The organism is Roseovarius sp. (assembly GCF_040219995.1).
In the GTDB taxonomy this organism is placed as follows: Bacteria; Pseudomonadota; Alphaproteobacteria; order Rhodobacterales; family Rhodobacteraceae; genus Roseovarius.
In genome coordinates this window covers 1-17,737 of sequence record NZ_JAVJUC010000001.1, presented here as the reverse complement: position 1 = coordinate 17,737, position 17,737 = coordinate 1, and the positions used below count along the sequence as shown (strand labels likewise).

Genomic DNA, 17,737 nt, shown 5'->3' with positions numbered 1-17,737 from the left:
CGGAGATGGTGATGCCCGGCGACAACCTCAAGTTCGAGGTCGAGCTGATCGCGCCGATCGCGATGGAAGACGGCCTGCGCTTTGCCATCCGCGAAGGCGGCCGCACCGTCGGCGCCGGCGTCGTCGCCAAGATCATCGAGTGATCTTTCGGTCAGAGTGATTGTCAGGGGCGTCCTTCGGGGCGCCCTTTTCTTTTGGCGGTCGGGCCGAGGGGGCGCAGGTCTTTGCGCGGAGCCGGATGATTTATGGCGCGGGCATACCGATGGTGCGCTCGGGGGTGTCCATGGCCGGGTTCATCGGGCTGGTGATCACGGCGCCGGCGCTTTTCTGAGGCAGAAGACACTCACGGACCTGGCTTGGATCGGGGCCGTCCCTTGCGGGGCGGCCCCGCCTGTTTTCGGGCTATGGGTGCACCAATGGGGCAATCTGCCGCGCCGCGCAGGTGCGGCGATCAACGCGCGCATGGTCCTGCGACAGTGGCACGGTGCGGCCTGTGGGGGCCGAATTCGTGATGTATTTCAATGCGCGGGGCTGGTTTCTGCGCCTGCATAGTCGGCTCTGCATGCGATGGTATTCCGGTAACATACTGAATTATTGACTTTTTTCCAATCTTCGGCAGGCTTTGCGCAAAGGGAAGAGACCGGGATATGGATACACTCAACATCGCAGCCTGGGCGGGGCGCAGTCAGGTGAGGGAGGGCGGCATCACCGCCGCCTTGGCGGCGCAATTGCACGCCACGCTGGGCGTCACCGGGCAGCCTGCGCCGGGGCAGGGCGAGGACATGCCCGCGCTTTGGCACTGGTGTGCCTTCAACCCGACCGCGCCGCTTGCCGAACTGGCGCGGGACGGGCACCCGGTGCTGGGTGATTTCCTGCCGCCGGTGCGCCTGTCGCGGCGCATGTGGGCGAGCGGGCAGCTCAGGCTTGGCGCGCCGTTGCGGGTGGGTGAGGCCCTGCGGCAACGCTCGCATCTGGCGAAGATCGAGGAAAAGCAGGGCCGTGCCGGACCGATGGTGCTGGTGACGGTGGAGCATCAGGTCTTTGGCGAGCGTGGGCTGGCCATCGAGGAGGTGCAGAACATCGTCTATCTCGATATCCCCGAGACATTTTCACCTCCCGCGAAACAACCGATGCCGGACGCCGCCGCCCTTCACGAGGCGCGCCCGCTGAGCGAGGCGCTCTTGTTTCGCTACTCGGCGCTGACCTTCAACGCGCATCGCATCCATTATGACCTGCCCTATTGCAGCGAAGTGGAGCATTATCCCGGCCTTGTCGTGCACGGGCCGTTGCAGGCGACATGGCTGATGCAGGCGGCGTGCCGCGCACGGGGGCGCAGGCCCGCGTTCTTTGATTTTCGGGCAGTGCATCCGATGCTGCTGACCGGCAGCCGCGAGGCCGAGATCATGGCGGTCGAGGAGGGCGACGGCGCGCTGCGGCTGATGAGCGGGCAGGAGGGGCATCAATGTATGCAGGCCACGGCGATATGGGAGGAGACGGTATGAGCGGGATACTCAAGGGAATGCGCGTGGTCGAGGGATCGGCCTTTGTCGCGGTGCCGCTGGCGGGGATGACGCTGGCGCAGATGGGCGCCGAGGTGATCCGCTTCGACCGGATCGGCGGCGGGCTCGATTCCGGGCGCTGGCCGCTGGCACCAAGCGGGCAGAGCCTCTTTTGGGCCGGGCTCAACAAGGGCAAGAAATCCATCGCCGTGGACATGCGCCGCCCCGAGGGGCAGGAGCTTGTGACGCGGATCGTGACCGCGCCGGGCGAGGATGCGGGGCTGTTCCTGACCAATCTGCGGGTGCGGGGCTGGATGGATTACGAGACGCTGAGCAAGTTTCGCGAGGATCTGATCATGGTCACGCTGATGGGCGACCGGCAGGGTCGCCCGCAGGTGGATTACACGGTAAATCCGGCGCTTGGCGTGCCCGCGATGACCGGCCCGGTGGGCTGGCCGGAGCCGGTGGCACATGCGCTGCCCGCCTGGGATCTGGTGGCGGGGCAACTGGTGGTCTCGTCACTGCTGGCCGCCGAACGGGACCGGCTGCGACGCGGGTTCGGCCAGGAGGTGGAACTCTCGCTCAAGGATGTGGCGGCGGCGGTGATGGGGCATCTGGGGATGATCGGCGATGCGGTGGTCAATGACCGGGACCGGGCGAAATCGGGCAATGCGCTCTATGGTGCTTACGGTCAGGATTTCGTCTGCGCCTGCGGGCGGCGGGTGATGGTGATCGGCCTGACAGCCCGGCAATGGCGCGGGCTGGTCAAGGCCACGGGCACCGAGGCAGCGATGGCGGGGCTGGCCGAACGCACGGGGCGCGATCTGAACGACGAGGGCGCGCGGTGGGAGTTGCGCCGCGAGATCACCGCAATCCTGCGCCCGTGGTTCGCAAGCCGCGAGGTGAGTGAATTCGCGGAGCGTTTCGACGCGGCGGGGCTGACATGGTCGGTGTTTCGCACCATGCGTGAGGCGCTGGCCGAAGATGACGACCTGAGCGCGGCGAACCCGATGTTCGAGATGCTCGATCAGCCGGGGCTGGGTCAGTTTCCGGTGCCGGGGCATCCGGCGGTGTTCTCCGGGCATGGCCGCAGCACGCCGCGCGCGGCCCCGGTATTGGGGGCCGATACCGAGGCGGTGCTGGGTGACGTGGTGGGGCTTGATGATACCGAGATCGCGCAGCTTTTCGACAGCGGCGTGGTTCAGAGCCCGCGTTTCAAGGCGCGCCCGGCGGCGTGATCCGAAGGGCGGCCATCCGCAAGATGGGACGGATTTGAGTATGGCCCAGAGCGCAGGTGGCAGGCCGTTTGTCCGACATGCGATTAGTGGCTGGCACCCGCTTGACGCCCGTGTCGAAAATCAATAACACCGCCGCAGTCTAGGGGTATAGCTCAGCTGGTAGAGCGACGGTCTCCAAAACCGTAGGTCGCGGGTTCGAACCCTGCTGCCCCTGCCATGTTCCAGATCGCCGCATGTTTGTTCCGGATGGCACCCGCCACGCGACTCGGGTGCGCCTTGATGGGGCCGTGATCACGTTGAGCGTCCCGCCACGGTTGAGTGGTGCGCGCCAAAATCGCAAAATGCGCGCAAAATATAACTTAAATGTGGTGAAAATTGGAATTGCCCCGGTTTCGCCGCAGGTCGGCCACGATTTGGCCACATTTGCGCCCCACCCTCACCTTTAATCGACGCATGCCGCCCGGAATCGGGCCGTCGATCCGCGTGGGGGCGTGGAAAGAAGAGTTTTATTGCCATGGAATACGATTTACGTCGGGCCGGGGGCTCCGGCTTATATCCGCCGCATCCTGACAGGGAATTTGAAGGGCGTCCGCCGCCCGACGCGGCATCGACCGATCTTGCGGTGCAGAATGCGATCGCGACGATCAATTCGATCATGAACGAGGATCGTCGCCGCGCTAATATTGATACGTTGCCCGATCTCGCGCCACAGGTTCCGCTGCGGTCGGTTCAGCGACATTCCAAGAAGAAATCCCAGAAAGCCAAGGCCGCCCCCAAGGCGCGCGTCGGACTCTGGGCACGGCTCCGGGCGTTTCGTCCCGATCCGCGATTTGTGACCTGGGTGCTGGTCTTCGCGTCGGTGCTGATCTGGCCGAGAGCGGTGCTGATCGTGGGCTTCGCTTTGTTCTGTCTTGCGCTTATCGGTGTTGCCATATTCGGACCGGAACGGATGACCGGTCTGCGCGACCGGTTGCGCGGCGACGCAGAGATTGTCATGCCGAAGATCCGTATCGGGCGGCTGCGCGGGTTCATGACGAGGCTGCGCGCAGCGCGTGAGGTGGAACCCGACCCGTTCGAGGGGCGGCCTGACCCGTTCGAGCGCATCGCACGCGATCCGCACTAGTCACTCAGGGGCCGGCCATCGGCCCTTGAATTCGCCGGACAGCGGGCGTATGTGGCCCGCAGTAGCGAAATCATGGAAGACAGCGCAGATGGCACGCACGAACCCGCTTCAGTTCATTCAGCAGGTCCGCTCGGAAGTGGCCAAGGTGGTTTGGCCCACCCGCCGCGAGGTGCTGTTGACAACGGTCATGGTGTTTATCATGGCGACGCTGACTGCGATCTTCTTTGCGCTGGTCGATCTGGGCATCCGCAGTGGATTGCAGGGCGTGCTGGGTCTGTTTGGCTGAGCGGCTCATTAATTCGTTGCCGGGCCTTGAATTCGTGAACGATCAAAGGTAGTTGACGCAACACTTCTGGACATGGCGCGCGGCGATTCGGGTTGCGCGCCGCTTTTCGTTTCAGAGCGTGCGGGTGCAACCGCTTGGAAGAATACGAAAATCCGGCCCGGTGCCGGTGAAAACAAGGGCATAGGGCGACGATGGCAAAGCGGTGGTACTCGGTCAGTGTTCTCTCGAATTTCGAGAAGAAGATCGCCGAGCAGATCAGACAATCCGTCACCGACAACAGTCTCGAGGACGAGATTGACGAGGTGCTGGTTCCCACCGAAGAGGTGATCGAGATCCGCCGTGGCAAGAAGGTGACTGCCGAACGTCGCTTCATGCCCGGCTATGTGCTGGTGCATATGGAGATGTCGGATCGCGGCTATCACCTGATCAACTCGATCAACCGCGTCACTGGCTTTCTGGGCCCGCAAGGCCGCCCGATGCCGATGCGCGACGCCGAAGTGCAGTCGATTCTCGGCCGCGTGCAGGAGGGCGAGGAAAGCCCGCGCACGCTCATCCACTTTGAAGTGGGCGAGAAGGTCAAGGTCAATGACGGCCCGTTCGAGGACTTCGACGGCATGGTCGAATATGTCGATGAGGACAACCAGCGCCTGAAGGTGTCGGTGTCGATCTTTGGCCGGGAAACCCCGGTCGAACTGGAATTCACACAGGTCACCAAACAGGCCTGATGATGTGAGCCGTGGGAGGCGAGGTGGCCGCGGCCATCGAACCGGACCACACAACAATAGAACCGAAGGGGCGCGCCCCGACGGTGTTGGACCAAAAGGAGAGGCCACATGGCCAAGAAACTCGTAGGGACGCTCAAGCTGCAGGTGAAAGCCGGGCAAGCCAACCCCAGCCCGCCCGTCGGCCCCGCATTGGGTCAGCGCGGCATCAACATCATGGAATTCTGCAAGGCGTTCAACGCCAAGACCGCAGACATGGAGCCGGGCGCCCCGTGCCCGACCGTGATTTCCTATTATCAGGACAAGTCCTTTGACATGGTGATCAAGACGCCGCCGGCGTCCTATTACCTCAAGAAGGCCGCCAAGCTGCAATCCGGTTCCAAGACCCCGGGCCGCGCCTCTGCCGGTACCGTGAGCACCAAGCAGGTGCGCGAGATCGCCGAAGCGAAATGGCAAGACCTGAACGCGAACGACGTCGAAGCTGCGATGAAGATCATCCTCGGCTCCGCGCGCTCCATGGGCATCGAGGTGAAGTAAGATGGCAAAGCTTGGAAAACGGACCCGTACCCTGCGTGAAGCAACGGCTGGCAAGGATAACATGAGCGTCGAGGATGCGGTCGCCCTGATCAAGGGCAACGCCACCGCGAAATTCGACGAAACCGTCGAAATCTCGATGAATCTGGGCGTTGACCCGCGTCACGCCGACCAGATGGTGCGCGGCGTCGTCGGCCTGCCCAACGGCACCGGCAAGACCGTGCGCGTCGCTGTCTTTGCCCGTGGTGCCAAGGCTGAAGAGGCTGAGGCGGCGGGTGCCGACATCGTCGGTGCAGAAGACCTGATGGAAACCGTGCAGGGCGGCAAGATCGAGTTTGATCGCTGCATTGCCACGCCTGACATGATGCCCGTCGTGGGCCGGTTGGGCAAGGTTCTGGGCCCGCGCAACCTGATGCCGAACCCCAAGGTCGGCACTGTGACGATGGACGTGGCGCAGGCGGTCAAGGATGCCAAGGGCGGCCAGGTGCAGTTCAAGGCCGAGAAGGCCGGTGTCGTGCATGCCGGTGTCGGCAAGGCGTCGTTCGATGCCGAAAAGCTGGCCGAAAATGTCCGTGCTTTCGTCTCTGCCGTGCAGAAGGCGAAGCCTGCGGGCGCAAAAGGCACCTATGTCAAGAAGATCAGCCTGACCTCGACCATGGGTGCAGGCGTGTCGATCGACGTCAGCAGCGCCGCTGTCGAATAAGAATTTGCGTCCGGGGTTTCGACCCCGGCGCGAATGGCGGGGCCACAATCGGCCCTGTCCTGTCCGAGACGGAGGGTTCATCGCAGCCGCGTTGAATAATTCCTTCCTGAGATGGGGAACGAGATGAGATTTCCAGCCAGGGCATATGCCCTCGGGTGATCTTGGCCTCGGGACCCTGACATTGGACCCGAACGCTGCCCCGCAAGGGGTGGCACAACTGAGCCGGGGGGAGACCCCCAAATTTGGAGTGAAACTGTGGATAGAGCCCAGAAAGAGAAAGTGGTCGAGGAACTCGGCCAGATCTTCGAAAGCTCTGGCGTCGTAGTGGTTGCCCACTACACGGGTCTTACAGTTGCCGAAATGCAGGATCTGCGTGCCCGCGCCCGTGCGGCAGAGGCATCAGTTCGTGTTGCAAAGAACAGGCTCGCCAAGATCGCCCTTGAGGGCAAGCCGTGCGCAAGCATTGCAGACTACCTCTCGGGTATGACCGTACTCACCTTCTCCGAAGACCCTGTGGCAGCAGCCAAGGTCGCGGAGGGCTTTGCCAAGGACAACAAGAAGTTTGAAATCCTTGGTGGGGCAATGGGCGAGACGGCACTGGACCGTGCCGGTGTTGAAGCTACGTCGAAACTGCCGTCGCGCGATGAACTCATCGCGACGATTGCAGGCATGATCGGCGCACCTGCTTCGAACATCGCGGGGGCCATTGGCGCACCTGCTTCGAATATCGCGAGCATCCTTTCGACCATCGAAGAGAAGGCCGAAGCCGCGTAAGGCATACTGTAACATTCGCGTAGGGTTTACTTCCCGACGTTGGAACACATCTAGAGAACGGAAAGAGCTGAAAAATGGCTGATCTGAAAAAACTGGCTGAAGAGATCGTTGGTCTGACGCTTCTCGAAGCACAAGAACTGAAAACCATCCTGAAAGACGAGTACGGCATCGAGCCCGCAGCCGGTGGCGCGGTCATGATGGCGGGCCCTGCTGGCGACGCCGGCGAGGCTGCTGAAGAGCAGACCGAATTCGACGTGATCCTGAAATCCGCAGGCGCATCGAAGATTAACGTGATCAAGGAAGTTCGCGCGATCACCGGTCTGGGCCTGAAAGAAGCCAAGGACCTCGTCGAGGCCGGTGGCAAGGCCGTCAAGGAGCAGGTCTCCAAGGACGAAGCCGACGAGATCAAGGGCAAGCTGGAAGCAGCTGGCGCCGAAGTCGAACTCAAGTAATTTGCGCCGGGGTGTCCCGGAGCGAATTTAAGGCTGGGCCCGGAATTCCGGGCCCGGCCAAACCTGTCTCAGAGAGGCCCTGCGCGGTTCGGGGCTTTTCTAAGGCGAGGTTTACAGGATCGGGAGGCCGTCATTGGGACGATGGCCGGGAATTGATCGAACCAAGCCCTCTCGGATGGCCGCGGCGCTGAGCCCCGACAGCGCGCGCGACCGGTGAGAAATGAAAGGTGACATCGACCATGGCTCAATCCTACCTTGGCCAGAAACGTTTGCGCAAATATTACGGCAAGATCCGCGAAGTGCTGGAGATGCCGAACCTCATCGAGGTTCAGAAATCCTCGTATGACCTGTTCCTGAAATCCGGCGACGAGCCCCAGCCGCTCGACGGCGAGGGGATCAAGGGCGTGTTCCAATCCGTCTTTCCGATCAAGGATTTCAACGAGACCAGCGTGCTGGAATTCGTCAGCTACGATCTGGAAAAGCCGAAATACGACGTTGAGGAATGCATGCAGCGTGACATGACCTACAGCGCGCCGCTGAAGGTCAAGCTGCGCCTGATCGTGTTCGATGTCGACGAAGATACCGGCGCGAAATCTGTGAAGGATATCAAGGAACAGGACGTGTTCATGGGGGATATGCCCCTGATGACGCATAACGGCACTTTCGTGGTCAACGGCACCGAGCGCGTGGTCGTGTCCCAGATGCACCGCTCTCCGGGCGTGTTTTTCGACCATGACAAGGGCAAGACCCATTCCTCGGGCAAGCTGCTGTTCACCTGCCGCATCATTCCCTATCGCGGCTCCTGGCTCGATTTCGAATTCGACGCCAAGGATGTCGTCTTTGCCCGCATCGACCGCCGCCGCAAGCTGCCGGTGACGACGCTGCTCTATGCGCTCGGCCTCGATCAGGAAGGCATCATGAATGCCTATTACGACACGGTCGATTTCAAGCTGAAGAAGAAAAAGGGCTGGGTCACCAAGTTCTTCCCCGAGCGGGTGCGCGGCACCCGTCCGACCTATGACCTGATCGACGCCAAGACCGGCGAAGTGATCTTCGAGGCAAGCAAGAAGATCACCCCCCGCGCGGTCAAGCAACTGATCGACGAGGGCAAGGTTACCGAGCTTCTGGTGCCGTTCGAGCATATCGTCGGCAAGTTCGTGGCGCGCGACATCATCGACGAGGAAACCGGCGCGATCCATGTCGAGGCGGGCGATGAGCTGACGCTGGAATACGACAAGGCTGGCGAGATCACCGGTGGCACCTTGCAGGCGCTGCTCGATGCCGGGATCACCGACATTCCGGTGCTGGATATCGACGGGATCAACGTTGGCCCCTATATCCGCAACACGATGGCGGCGGACAAGAACATGAACCGCGAGACCGCGCTCATGGATATTTACCGCGTGATGCGCCCCGGCGAGCCGCCCACCGAAGAGGCCTCGGCGGCGCTCTTCGAGACGCTGTTCTTCGACGCAGAGCGGTATGACCTGTCGGCTGTTGGCCGGGTCAAGATGAACATGCGCCTCAACCTCGACAAGCCCGACACGCAGCGCACGCTCGACCGCGAGGATATCGTGGCTTGCGTCAAGGCACTGGTCGAGCTGCGTGACGGCAAGGGCGATATCGACGACATCGACCACCTCGGCAATCGCCGGGTGCGCTCGGTCGGTGAGCTGATGGAAAATCAGTATCGCGTCGGTCTGCTGCGGATGGAGCGCGCGATCAAGGAGCGGATGAGCAGTGTCGAGATCGACACCGTGATGCCGCAGGATCTGATCAACGCCAAGCCTGCCGCTGCCGCTGTGCGTGAGTTCTTCGGCTCCAGCCAACTGTCGCAGTTCATGGACCAGACCAACCCGCTCTCGGAAGTGACGCACAAGCGTCGTCTTTCGGCACTCGGGCCGGGCGGTCTGACCCGCGAGCGTGCGGGCTTTGAGGTGCGCGACGTGCATCCGACCCACTATGGCCGGATGTGCCCGATCGAGACGCCGGAAGGCCCGAACATCGGCCTGATCAACTCGCTCGCCACCTTTGCGCGGGTGAACAAGTACGGCTTTATCGAAACCCCCTATCGCAAGGTTGTGGACGGGCAGGTTACCGACGAAGTGCAATACATGTCCGCCACCGAGGAAATGCGCCACACCGTGGCGCAGGCCAACGCCAATCTCGATGACGCGGGCAAGTTCGTCAACGACCTGGTGTCGACCCGTCAGTCGGGCGAATATATGCTGGCCCCGCGCGAGCATGTGGACCTGATCGACGTCAGCCCCAAGCAGCTGGTCTCGGTTGCGGCCTCGCTTATTCCGTTCCTGGAAAACGACGACGCCAACCGCGCGCTCATGGGCTCGAACATGCAGCGTCAGGCGGTGCCGACGTTGCGCGCCGAGGCCCCGCTGGTGGGCACCGGGATCGAGGGTGTCGTGGCCCGCGATTCGGGGGCTGCGATCATGGCCAAACGCGCCGGTGTGATCGACCAGGTCGATGCACAGCGGATCGTTGTGCGCGCCACCGCCGATCTCGAAATCGGCGATCCGGGTGTGGATATCTATCGCATGCGCAAGTTCCAGCGCTCGAACCAGAACAGCTGCATCAACCAGCAGCCGCTGGTCAAGGTGGGTGACACCGTCCAGAAGGGCGAGGTCATCGCCGATGGCCCCTGCACCGACATGGGCGAACTGGCGCTCGGCAAGAACGTGATCACGGCCTTCATGCCGTGGAACGGCTACAACTACGAGGACTCGATCCTGATCTCCGAGCGGATCGTGCGCGACGACGTCTTTACCTCGATCCATATCGAGGAATTCGAGGTCGCCGCCCGCGATACCAAGCTGGGGCCGGAAGAGATCACCCGCGACATTCCCAACGTCGGTGAAGAGGCGCTGCGCAACCTCGACGAGGCGGGCATCGTCTATATCGGTGCCGATGTGGAGCCGGGCGATATCCTGGTGGGAAAGATCACCCCGAAGGGCGAAAGCCCGATGACGCCGGAGGAAAAACTCCTGCGCGCGATCTTTGGCGAGAAGGCGAGCGACGTGCGCGACACGTCCCTGCGCGTCAAGCCGGGTGATTTCGGCACCGTGGTCGAGGTTCGCGTGTTCAACCGCCACGGTGTGGAAAAGGACGAGCGCGCGCTGCAGATCGAGCGCGAAGAGGTCGAGCGTCTGGCACGTGACCGTGACGACGAATTGGCGATCCTCGACCGCAACATCTATGCGCGTCTGAAAACGCTGATCCTCGGCAAGATCGCGGTCAAGGGGCCCAAGGGCGTCAAGGCCAACTCGGACATCACCGAGGAGTTGCTGAGCACCCTGACAAAAGGTCAGTGGTGGCAGTTGGCCCTCAAGGACGAGGCCGACGCCAAGATCGTCGAGGCGCTGCACGAGCAATACGAGGCGCAGAAGCGCACGCTCGATGCCCGTTTCGAGGACAAGGTCGAGAAGGTCCGCCGCGGCGACGACCTGCCGCCGGGTGTGATGAAGATGGTCAAGGTCTTCATCGCCGTGAAGCGCAAGCTTCAGCCGGGCGACAAGATGGCCGGGCGTCACGGCAACAAGGGTGTGATCTCCAAGGTGATCCCGATCGAGGACATGCCGTTCCTCGCGGACGGCACCCCGGTCGATCTGTGCCTTAACCCGCTGGGTGTGCCGTCGCGCATGAACGTGGGGCAGATTCTCGAGACGCACATGGGCTGGGCCGCGCGCGGTCTGGGTCTCAAGATCGACGAGGCGCTGCAGGAGTATCGCCGTTCCGGTGATCTGACCCCGGTCCGCGAAGCGATGCGCATCGCCTATGGCGACGATGTCTACGAAGAGGGCATCGAAGGCATGGACGAGCAGACGCTGATCGAATCCGCGGGCACCGTCACCAACGGCGTGCCGATTGCCACCCCGGTCTTTGACGGCGCGAAAGAGGGCGACGTGAACGACGCGCTCACGCGTGCGGGCTTTGACCAGAGCGGTCAGTCGGTGCTCTTTGACGGGCGCACGGGCGAACAGTTCTCGCGTCCGGTGACAGTGGGCATCAAGTACCTGCTCAAGCTGCACCACCTGGTGGACGACAAGATCCACGCGCGCTCGACCGGGCCTTACAGCCTCGTCACGCAGCAGCCCCTGGGCGGCAAGGCGCAGTTCGGTGGTCAGCGCTTTGGTGAGATGGAAGTCTGGGCGCTCGAAGCCTATGGCGCCGCCTACACCTTGCAGGAGATGCTGACCGTCAAGTCGGACGACGTGGCGGGCCGGACCAAGGTCTATGAGAGCATCGTCAAGGGCGAGGACAATTTCGAGGCCGGTATTCCGGAATCGTTCAACGTCCTCGTCAAGGAAGTGCGCGGCCTCGGCCTCAACATGGAACTCCTGGATGCGGAGGAGGATGAGTAAGCGCAACGCGCCGGACCCTTTCAAAGGGTCCGGTCCGTTTTCTTTGCAAGAAAACGGCGTTGTCCCTCACCTCACCGCCAGCCTCTAAGGATTTGAAAATGAACCAGGAACTCACAAACAACCCGTTCAACCCCGTGGCCCCTGCCAAGGTGTTCGACGAAATCAAGGTCTCTCTGGCGAGCCCCGAGCGGATCCTGTCGTGGTCTTACGGCGAGATCAAGAAGCCCGAGACCATCAACTACCGCACGTTCAAGCCCGAGCGTGACGGCCTGTTCTGCGCGCGTATCTTTGGCCCGATCAAGGATTACGAATGCCTCTGCGGCAAGTACAAGCGCATGAAGTATCGCGGTGTCGTCTGCGAGAAATGCGGCGTCGAGGTGACGCTGCAAAAGGTCCGCCGCGAGCGGATGGGCCATATTGAGCTGGCCGCACCCTGTGCGCATATCTGGTTCCTGAAATCGCTGCCAAGCCGCATCGGTCTCATGCTCGACATGACGCTGCGCGATCTGGAGCGGGTGCTCTATTTCGAGAATTACGTGGTGATCGAGCCCGGTCTCACCGACCTGACCTATGGCCAGATGCTCTCGGAAGAAGAGTTCATGGACGCGCAGGACGCGTACGGCATGGACGCCTTCACCGCCAATATCGGTGCCGAGGCGATCCGCGAGATGCTGGCCAATATCGACCTCGAGAACGAGGCCGAGACCCTGCGCGCCGATCTCAAGGAAGCCACCGGCGAGCTGAAGCCCAAGAAAATCATCAAGCGCCTCAAGGTGGTTGAATCCTTCCTTGAGTCCGGCAACCGCCCGGAATGGATGGTGATGACGGTGCTGCCGGTCATCCCGCCGGAACTGCGCCCGCTGGTGCCGCTTGATGGTGGTCGTTTCGCCACCTCTGATCTCAACGACCTCTATCGCCGGGTGATCAACCGCAACAACCGTCTCAAGCGGCTGATCGAGCTGCGCGCGCCCGATATCATCGTGCGCAACGAAAAGCGGATGTTGCAGGAATCGGTCGATGCGCTGTTTGACAACGGTCGTCGCGGCCGGGTCATCACCGGTGCCAACAAGCGCCCGCTCAAGTCGCTGTCGGACATGCTCAAGGGCAAGCAGGGCCGCTTCCGCCAGAACCTTCTGGGCAAGCGCGTCGATTTCTCGGGCCGCTCGGTCATTGTGACCGGCCCCGAACTGAAACTGCATCAATGCGGGTTGCCCAAGAAGATGGCGCTGGAACTGTTCAAGCCGTTCATCTACTCGCGGCTCGAGGCCAAGGGCCTGAGCAGCACCGTGAAACAGGCGAAAAAGCTGGTCGAGAAAGAGCGCCCCGAGGTGTGGGACATCCTCGACGAGGTGATCCGTGAGCATCCCGTGATGCTCAACCGGGCGCCGACGCTGCACCGTCTTGGCATTCAGGCGTTTGAACCCACGCTGATCGAAGGCAAGGCGATCCAGCTTCACCCGCTGGTCTGTGCCGCCTTCAACGCCGATTTCGACGGCGACCAGATGGCCGTGCACGTGCCGCTCTCGCTTGAGGCTCAGCTTGAGGCCCGGGTGCTGATGATGTCGACCAACAACGTTCTCAGCCCTGCCAATGGTGCACCGATCATCGTGCCGTCGCAGGACATGATCCTTGGCCTCTACTATGTCACGCTGATGCGCGAAGGCATGCAGGGCGAAGGCATGATCTTCTCGTCGCTTGACGAGGTGCAGCACGCGCTCGACGCGGGTGAGGTGCATCTGCACGCGCGGATTACCGTGCGCGTGCCGCAGATCGACGAGCATGGCGACGAAGTGATGGTGCGGGTGGAAACCACGCCGGGCCGTGCCCGGCTTGGCGCACTGCTGCCGCAGAACGCCAAGGCCCCGTTCCATCTGGTCAACCGTCTGCTGCGCAAGAAAGAGGTGCAGCAGGTGATCGACACCGTCTACCGCTATTGCGGTCAGAAGGAATCGGTCATCTTCTGCGACCAGATCATGACCCTTGGCTTCCGCGAGGCGTTCAAGGCCGGGATTTCCTTTGGCAAGGACGACATGGTGATCCCCGATGGCAAATGGACCATCGTCGAAGAGACCCGCACGAACGTCAAAGGCTTCGAGCAGCAATATATGGATGGCCTGATCACCCAGGGTGAGAAATACAACAAGGTCGTCGATGCCTGGTCGAAGTGTAACGACGAGGTCACCGAAGCGATGATGGGCTCGATCTCGGCCGAGCGTCGGGACGAGGCCGGTGCCGTGATGGAGCCGAACTCGGTCTACATGATGGCGCACTCCGGTGCCCGTGGCTCGGTCACGCAGATGAAACAGCTGGGCGGCATGCGCGGCCTGATGGCCAAGCCGAACGGCGACATCATCGAGACGCCGATCATCTCGAACTTCAAGGAAGGTCTGACCGTTCTTGAATACTTCAACTCGACCCACGGTGCCCGCAAGGGCTTGTCGGACACGGCTCTGAAAACTGCGAACTCGGGGTACCTTACCCGGCGTCTGGTGGACGTGGCACAGGACTGCATCGTGCGTGAGCATGACTGCGGCACCGAGCGCGCGGTCACCGTCGAGGCGGCGGTGAATGACGGCGAGATCGTGGCCTCACTAGCCGAGCGTTGCCTTGGCCGCGTGGTCGCCGAGGACATCGTCGATCCGCTGAGCGACCGGGTGCTTGCCTCCAAGGGCGACCTCATCGACGAGCGCATGGCCGACTCGCTCGAAGAGGCCGCAGTGCAGACGGTGCGCCTGCGCTCGCCGCTGACCTGTGAGGCCGAGGATGGTGTCTGTGCGATGTGCTATGGCCGTGATCTTGCACGCGGCACGATGGTCAATATCGGCGAGGCTGTCGGCATCATCGCCGCGCAGTCGATCGGCGAGCCGGGCACGCAGCTGACGATGCGGACCTTCCACATCGGCGGCGTGGCACAGGGTGGTCAGCAGTCCTTCCTCGAAGCGAGCCAGGAAGGGGTGATCGAATATGAGCAGCCCCAGACGCTGGAGAACTCGAGCGGTGAGATGCTGGTCATGGGCCGGAACATGAAGATCCGGATCCTTGGCGACAAGGGCGTCGAACTGGCCAGCCACAAGGTGGGCTACGGCACCAAGCTCTTCGTCAAGGAAGGCGACAAGGTCGTGCGCGGTCAGAAGCTGTTCGAGTGGGACCCCTACACCCTGCCGATCCTTGCCGAGAAATCCGGTATGGCGAAATTCGTCGATCTCACCTCGGGCGTCTCTGTCCGCGATGTGACCGACGAGGCCACCGGCATGACTCAGAAGATCGTGACCGACTGGCGTGCTGCACCGCGCGGTAACGAGCTCAAGCCCGAGATCTTCATCGTGGGCGAGGATGGCGAGCCGATGCGCAACGACGCGGGCAACCCGGTGACCTATCCGATGTCCGTCGATGCCATCCTGTCGGTCGAAGAAGGCCAGCAGGTTCAGGCGGGTGACGTCGTGGCGCGCATTCCGCGCGAGGGCGGCAAGACCAAGGACATCACCGGCGGTCTGCCGCGTGTGGCCGAACTCTTTGAGGCGCGCCGCCCCAAGGATCACGCCATCATCGCGGAAATCGACGGCTATGTTCGGTATGGGCGCGACTACAAGAACAAGCGCCGCATTTCGATCGAGCCTGCCGATGACAGTCTGGAGCCCGTCGAATACATGGTCCCCAAGGGCAAGCACATTCCCGTTCAGGAAGGTGACTATGTCCAGAAGGGCGATTACATCATGGACGGCAACCCCGCGCCGCATGACATCCTTGGCATCATGGGTGTCGAGGCGCTGGCCAACTACATGATCGACGAGGTGCAGGAGGTCTATCGCCTGCAAGGCGTGAAGATCAACGACAAGCACATCGAGGTCATCGTGCGCCAGATGCTCCAGAAGTGGGAGATCCAGGACAGCGGCGACACGACCCTGCTGAAGGGCGAGCATGTCGACAAGATCGAGTTCGACGAAGCCTGCGAAAAGGCGGTTGCCAAGGGCGGACGTCCCGCCAAGGGCGAGCCGATCCTGCTGGGCATCACCAAGGCGTCGTTGCAGACCCGCAGCTTCATCTCGGCGGCGTCGTTCCAGGAGACCACCCGCGTGCTGACCGAAGCCTCGGTGCAGGGCAAGCGCGACAAGTTGGTGGGCCTCAAGGAAAACGTCATCGTGGGTCGCCTGATCCCGGCGGGCACGGGCCGTGCCACGCAGGAGATGCGCCGCATCGCGCAGTCGCGTGACAACGTCGTCATCGAGGCGCGTCAGGAAGAGGCCGCCGCAGCGGCTGCACTGGCCGCACCGGTGATGGAGGACGATGTGGTCGGCGGCGACGAGTTCGACAATTTCGTCGAGACGCCGGAGAGCCGCGACGATTGATCGTCTCGTGACGGAAAAGCAGGAAAAGCCCGGCCATCTGGCCGGGCTTTTTTCATGTCAGGACGTTCAAGCGGACTGCTCGGTTCTGAAGCCACGCAGGCCGCGATGTCGCAGCACGAGGACGCAACAATGTTCAACCCGACTGCATTGGTGGGGTGCCGCTTTCATTCAATGAAAGCGGACCGAAATCTTTTCAAGATTTCGGGGCTTCGCCCGTCTGTCTCGCACATAGCTCATCGAGCGGGATGTGGCAGCGGATGACATGGCCGTCACCGGCCTCTCGCGCCGGTGGCGCATCGGTGTCGCAGATGTCCCCGCATTTCACCGGGCAGCGCCGCTGGAACGGGCAGCCCCGCGCGGGTGGGGACAGTTCCGCCACATCCTCGGCCGTCAGCCGCGGCGCGTGATCGGGGTCGGGCGTCAGCACGGCGTTGAGCAGCACCGACGTATAGGGATGTGAAGGGCTGCCATAGACCGCCGACGCGGGGCCGAATTCGCAGATCCGCCCTTGGTAGAGCACCGCCACCCGGTCCGACAGCGCGCGCACCACCGTCAGGTCATGGCTGACAAAGACAAAGGCGGTCTTGTGCGCCGCCTTGAGATCGTTGAGCAGGTCGAGCACGGCGGCCTGCACCGAGACATCGAGCGCCGAGGTGATCTCGTCGCAGAGCACGATCTCGGGTCCGGCGGCAAAGGCGCGCGCCACCGCCACGCGCTGTTTCTCGCCGCCCGAGAGCTGACCGGGACGGCGGTCGAGGTAAGGCGCGCCGAGGCGCACTGTGTCGAGCAATTCCACCGCGCGCGCGCGCAGCGCCTTGTCGGTCAACCCGAAATAGAGCCGTAGCGGTTGCGCCAAGATCTCAGCCACGGACTGGCGCGGATTGAGGCTGTCATCGGGATTCTGGAAAATCATCTGGATGCGGCGCAGCTGATCGGGGCGGCGCGCCTCGACGGCAGCGGGCAGGGGGGTGCCGTCGCCAAGCGTGATCTGGCCTGCTGCGGGCGGCAACAGCCCGGCAATCGCCTTGAGGATGGTCGATTTGCCGCTGCCCGACTCGCCGACAAGGCCGATCGTCTCGCCCTGCCGCAGATGCAGGTCGATTCCGTCCACCGTGGCAGGCGGGCGCGCCGCGCGGCGCAGCCGGTCGAGCAGCCCGGGCCGGTCGTAGCGGATCGACACCCCCGCCAGATCGAGCGCGCAGGGGCTGCGCTCGGCGCAGCCATGCGGCGAGGTGCCCGCCTGATCCCCGGTGATTTCATCCACCCGGTCGGGATACAGACAACGGGTCATCTGATCCGCGCCTCCTGCGATCATCGGCGGGGTGGCGGCGCGGCAGTCCTCGGTGGCCAGCGCGCAGCGCGGCGCAAAGGCGCAACCCTCGCGCGGCTCGCCCGGCCCCGGCGGGCGGCCATCGAGGGCGCGTGGCAGGTCACGTTGACCAAGGCGCGGGATCGAGGCCAGAAGCCCGCGCGCATAGGGGTGCGCCGGGTCGCGCAGCACCGCGCGGGTTGGTCCCTCAAGCACTGTCTCGCCGGCATAAAGCACCTGTACCCGGTCGCAGACCCGCGCGATCACGCCCAGATCGTGGCTGACATAGACCATCGCCATTTTGCGCGCGCGGGCCAGATCGCGCAGCAATTCGAGGATATGCGCCTGTGTGGTGACATCGAGGCCGGTGGTGGG

13 protein-coding genes and 1 tRNA gene are annotated in these 17,737 nt (G+C 62.9%); 13 read left to right on the top strand and 1 reads right to left on the bottom strand.

All coding sequences use genetic code 11. The features are described 5' to 3' along the window. The 13 genes from RID11_RS00070 to rpoC form a co-directional block, all read left to right on the top strand. Window positions 1-143, top strand: a 143-nt coding sequence (locus RID11_RS00070) for an EF-Tu C-terminal domain-related protein (RefSeq protein ID WP_502949321.1), incomplete at its 5' end; no start/stop codon positions are given. A gap of 504 nt (window positions 144-647) precedes the next feature. After that, window positions 648-1,502 carry an HTD2 family dehydratase gene (locus RID11_RS00065; protein WP_350134624.1) on the top strand — a complete coding sequence of 285 codons (855 nt, stop codon included), beginning with the start codon at window positions 648-650 and terminating at the stop codon, window positions 1,500-1,502. Further along, window positions 1,499-2,737 (top strand): CoA transferase, encoded by a 1,239-nt coding sequence (locus RID11_RS00060; RefSeq protein WP_350134621.1) that lies wholly within the window; start codon window positions 1,499-1,501, stop codon window positions 2,735-2,737. The genes RID11_RS00065 and RID11_RS00060 overlap by 4 nt, the downstream gene beginning before the upstream one ends. Window positions 2,738-2,878: 141 nt before the next feature. Then, window positions 2,879-2,954, top strand: a tRNA-Trp gene (locus RID11_RS00055). Between the two features lie 297 nt (window positions 2,955-3,251). Further along, window positions 3,252-3,860, top strand: a complete 609-nt coding sequence (locus RID11_RS00050) for a hypothetical protein (RefSeq protein WP_350134619.1) — start codon at window positions 3,252-3,254, stop codon at window positions 3,858-3,860. An 88-nt stretch (window positions 3,861-3,948) separates the two neighbouring features. Beyond that, window positions 3,949-4,146 carry a preprotein translocase subunit SecE gene (gene secE / locus RID11_RS00045; RefSeq protein ID WP_050663731.1) on the top strand — a complete coding sequence of 66 codons (198 nt, stop codon included), beginning with the start codon at window positions 3,949-3,951 and terminating at the stop codon, window positions 4,144-4,146. Between the two features lie 191 nt (window positions 4,147-4,337). Beyond that, a complete protein-coding gene (nusG, locus tag RID11_RS00040) occupies window positions 4,338-4,871 on the top strand; it encodes a transcription termination/antitermination protein NusG (RefSeq protein ID WP_050663730.1) in 534 nt (177 codons plus the stop codon). Window positions 4,872-4,979: 108 nt separating this feature from the next. Beyond that, a complete protein-coding gene (gene rplK / locus RID11_RS00035; RefSeq protein ID WP_050663729.1) occupies window positions 4,980-5,405 on the top strand; it encodes a 50S ribosomal protein L11 in 426 nt (141 codons plus the stop codon). 1 nt (window position 5,406) lies between these two features. After that, on the top strand, window positions 5,407-6,105 hold the full coding sequence (gene rplA / locus RID11_RS00030; protein ID WP_350134614.1) for a 50S ribosomal protein L1: 699 nt from the start codon (window positions 5,407-5,409) through the stop codon (window positions 6,103-6,105). 255 nt (window positions 6,106-6,360) lie between these two features. Continuing rightward, on the top strand, window positions 6,361-6,879 hold the full coding sequence (gene rplJ, locus RID11_RS00025) for a 50S ribosomal protein L10 (protein ID WP_050663727.1): 519 nt from the start codon (window positions 6,361-6,363) through the stop codon (window positions 6,877-6,879). Between the two features lie 74 nt (window positions 6,880-6,953). Beyond that, the gene (rplL, locus tag RID11_RS00020; protein WP_050663726.1) at window positions 6,954-7,331 is read left to right on the top strand and encodes a 50S ribosomal protein L7/L12; all 378 of its coding nucleotides are present in this window, start codon (window positions 6,954-6,956) and stop codon (window positions 7,329-7,331) included. 239 nt (window positions 7,332-7,570) lie between these two features. Further along, window positions 7,571-11,707 (top strand): DNA-directed RNA polymerase subunit beta, encoded by a 4,137-nt coding sequence (gene rpoB, locus RID11_RS00015; RefSeq protein WP_350134609.1) that lies wholly within the window; start codon window positions 7,571-7,573, stop codon window positions 11,705-11,707. Between the two features lie 98 nt (window positions 11,708-11,805). Beyond that, the gene (rpoC, locus tag RID11_RS00010; protein ID WP_350134606.1) at window positions 11,806-16,053 is read left to right on the top strand and encodes a DNA-directed RNA polymerase subunit beta'; all 4,248 of its coding nucleotides are present in this window, start codon (window positions 11,806-11,808) and stop codon (window positions 16,051-16,053) included. Between the two features lie 193 nt (window positions 16,054-16,246). Here the strand turns inward: rpoC and RID11_RS00005 are convergent. Continuing rightward, window positions 16,247-17,737 (bottom strand): ABC transporter ATP-binding protein (locus RID11_RS00005; protein ID WP_350134603.1); only part of this gene is annotated, 1,491 nt, incomplete at its 5' end.

What these genes read in the sequence shown, in the direction of transcription:
- rplK (WP_050663729.1), top strand. Translation starts at nt 4,980, where the DNA reads ATGGCCAAGAAACTCGTAGGGACGCTCAAGCTGCAGGTGAAAGCCGGG.
- rpoC (WP_350134606.1), top strand. Translation starts at nt 11,806, where the DNA reads ATGAACCAGGAACTCACAAACAACCCGTTCAACCCCGTGGCCCCTGCC.
- RID11_RS00065 (WP_350134624.1), top strand. Translation starts at nt 648, where the DNA reads ATGGATACACTCAACATCGCAGCCTGGGCGGGGCGCAGTCAGGTGAGG.
- RID11_RS00060 (WP_350134621.1), top strand. Translation starts at nt 1,499, where the DNA reads ATGAGCGGGATACTCAAGGGAATGCGCGTGGTCGAGGGATCGGCCTTT.
- nusG (WP_050663730.1), top strand. Translation starts at nt 4,338, where the DNA reads ATGGCAAAGCGGTGGTACTCGGTCAGTGTTCTCTCGAATTTCGAGAAG.
- rpoB (WP_350134609.1), top strand. Translation starts at nt 7,571, where the DNA reads ATGGCTCAATCCTACCTTGGCCAGAAACGTTTGCGCAAATATTACGGC.
- RID11_RS00050 (WP_350134619.1), top strand. Translation starts at nt 3,252, where the DNA reads ATGGAATACGATTTACGTCGGGCCGGGGGCTCCGGCTTATATCCGCCG.
- rplL (WP_050663726.1), top strand. Translation starts at nt 6,954, where the DNA reads ATGGCTGATCTGAAAAAACTGGCTGAAGAGATCGTTGGTCTGACGCTT.
- rplA (WP_350134614.1), top strand. Translation starts at nt 5,407, where the DNA reads ATGGCAAAGCTTGGAAAACGGACCCGTACCCTGCGTGAAGCAACGGCT.
- secE (WP_050663731.1), top strand. Translation starts at nt 3,949, where the DNA reads ATGGCACGCACGAACCCGCTTCAGTTCATTCAGCAGGTCCGCTCGGAA.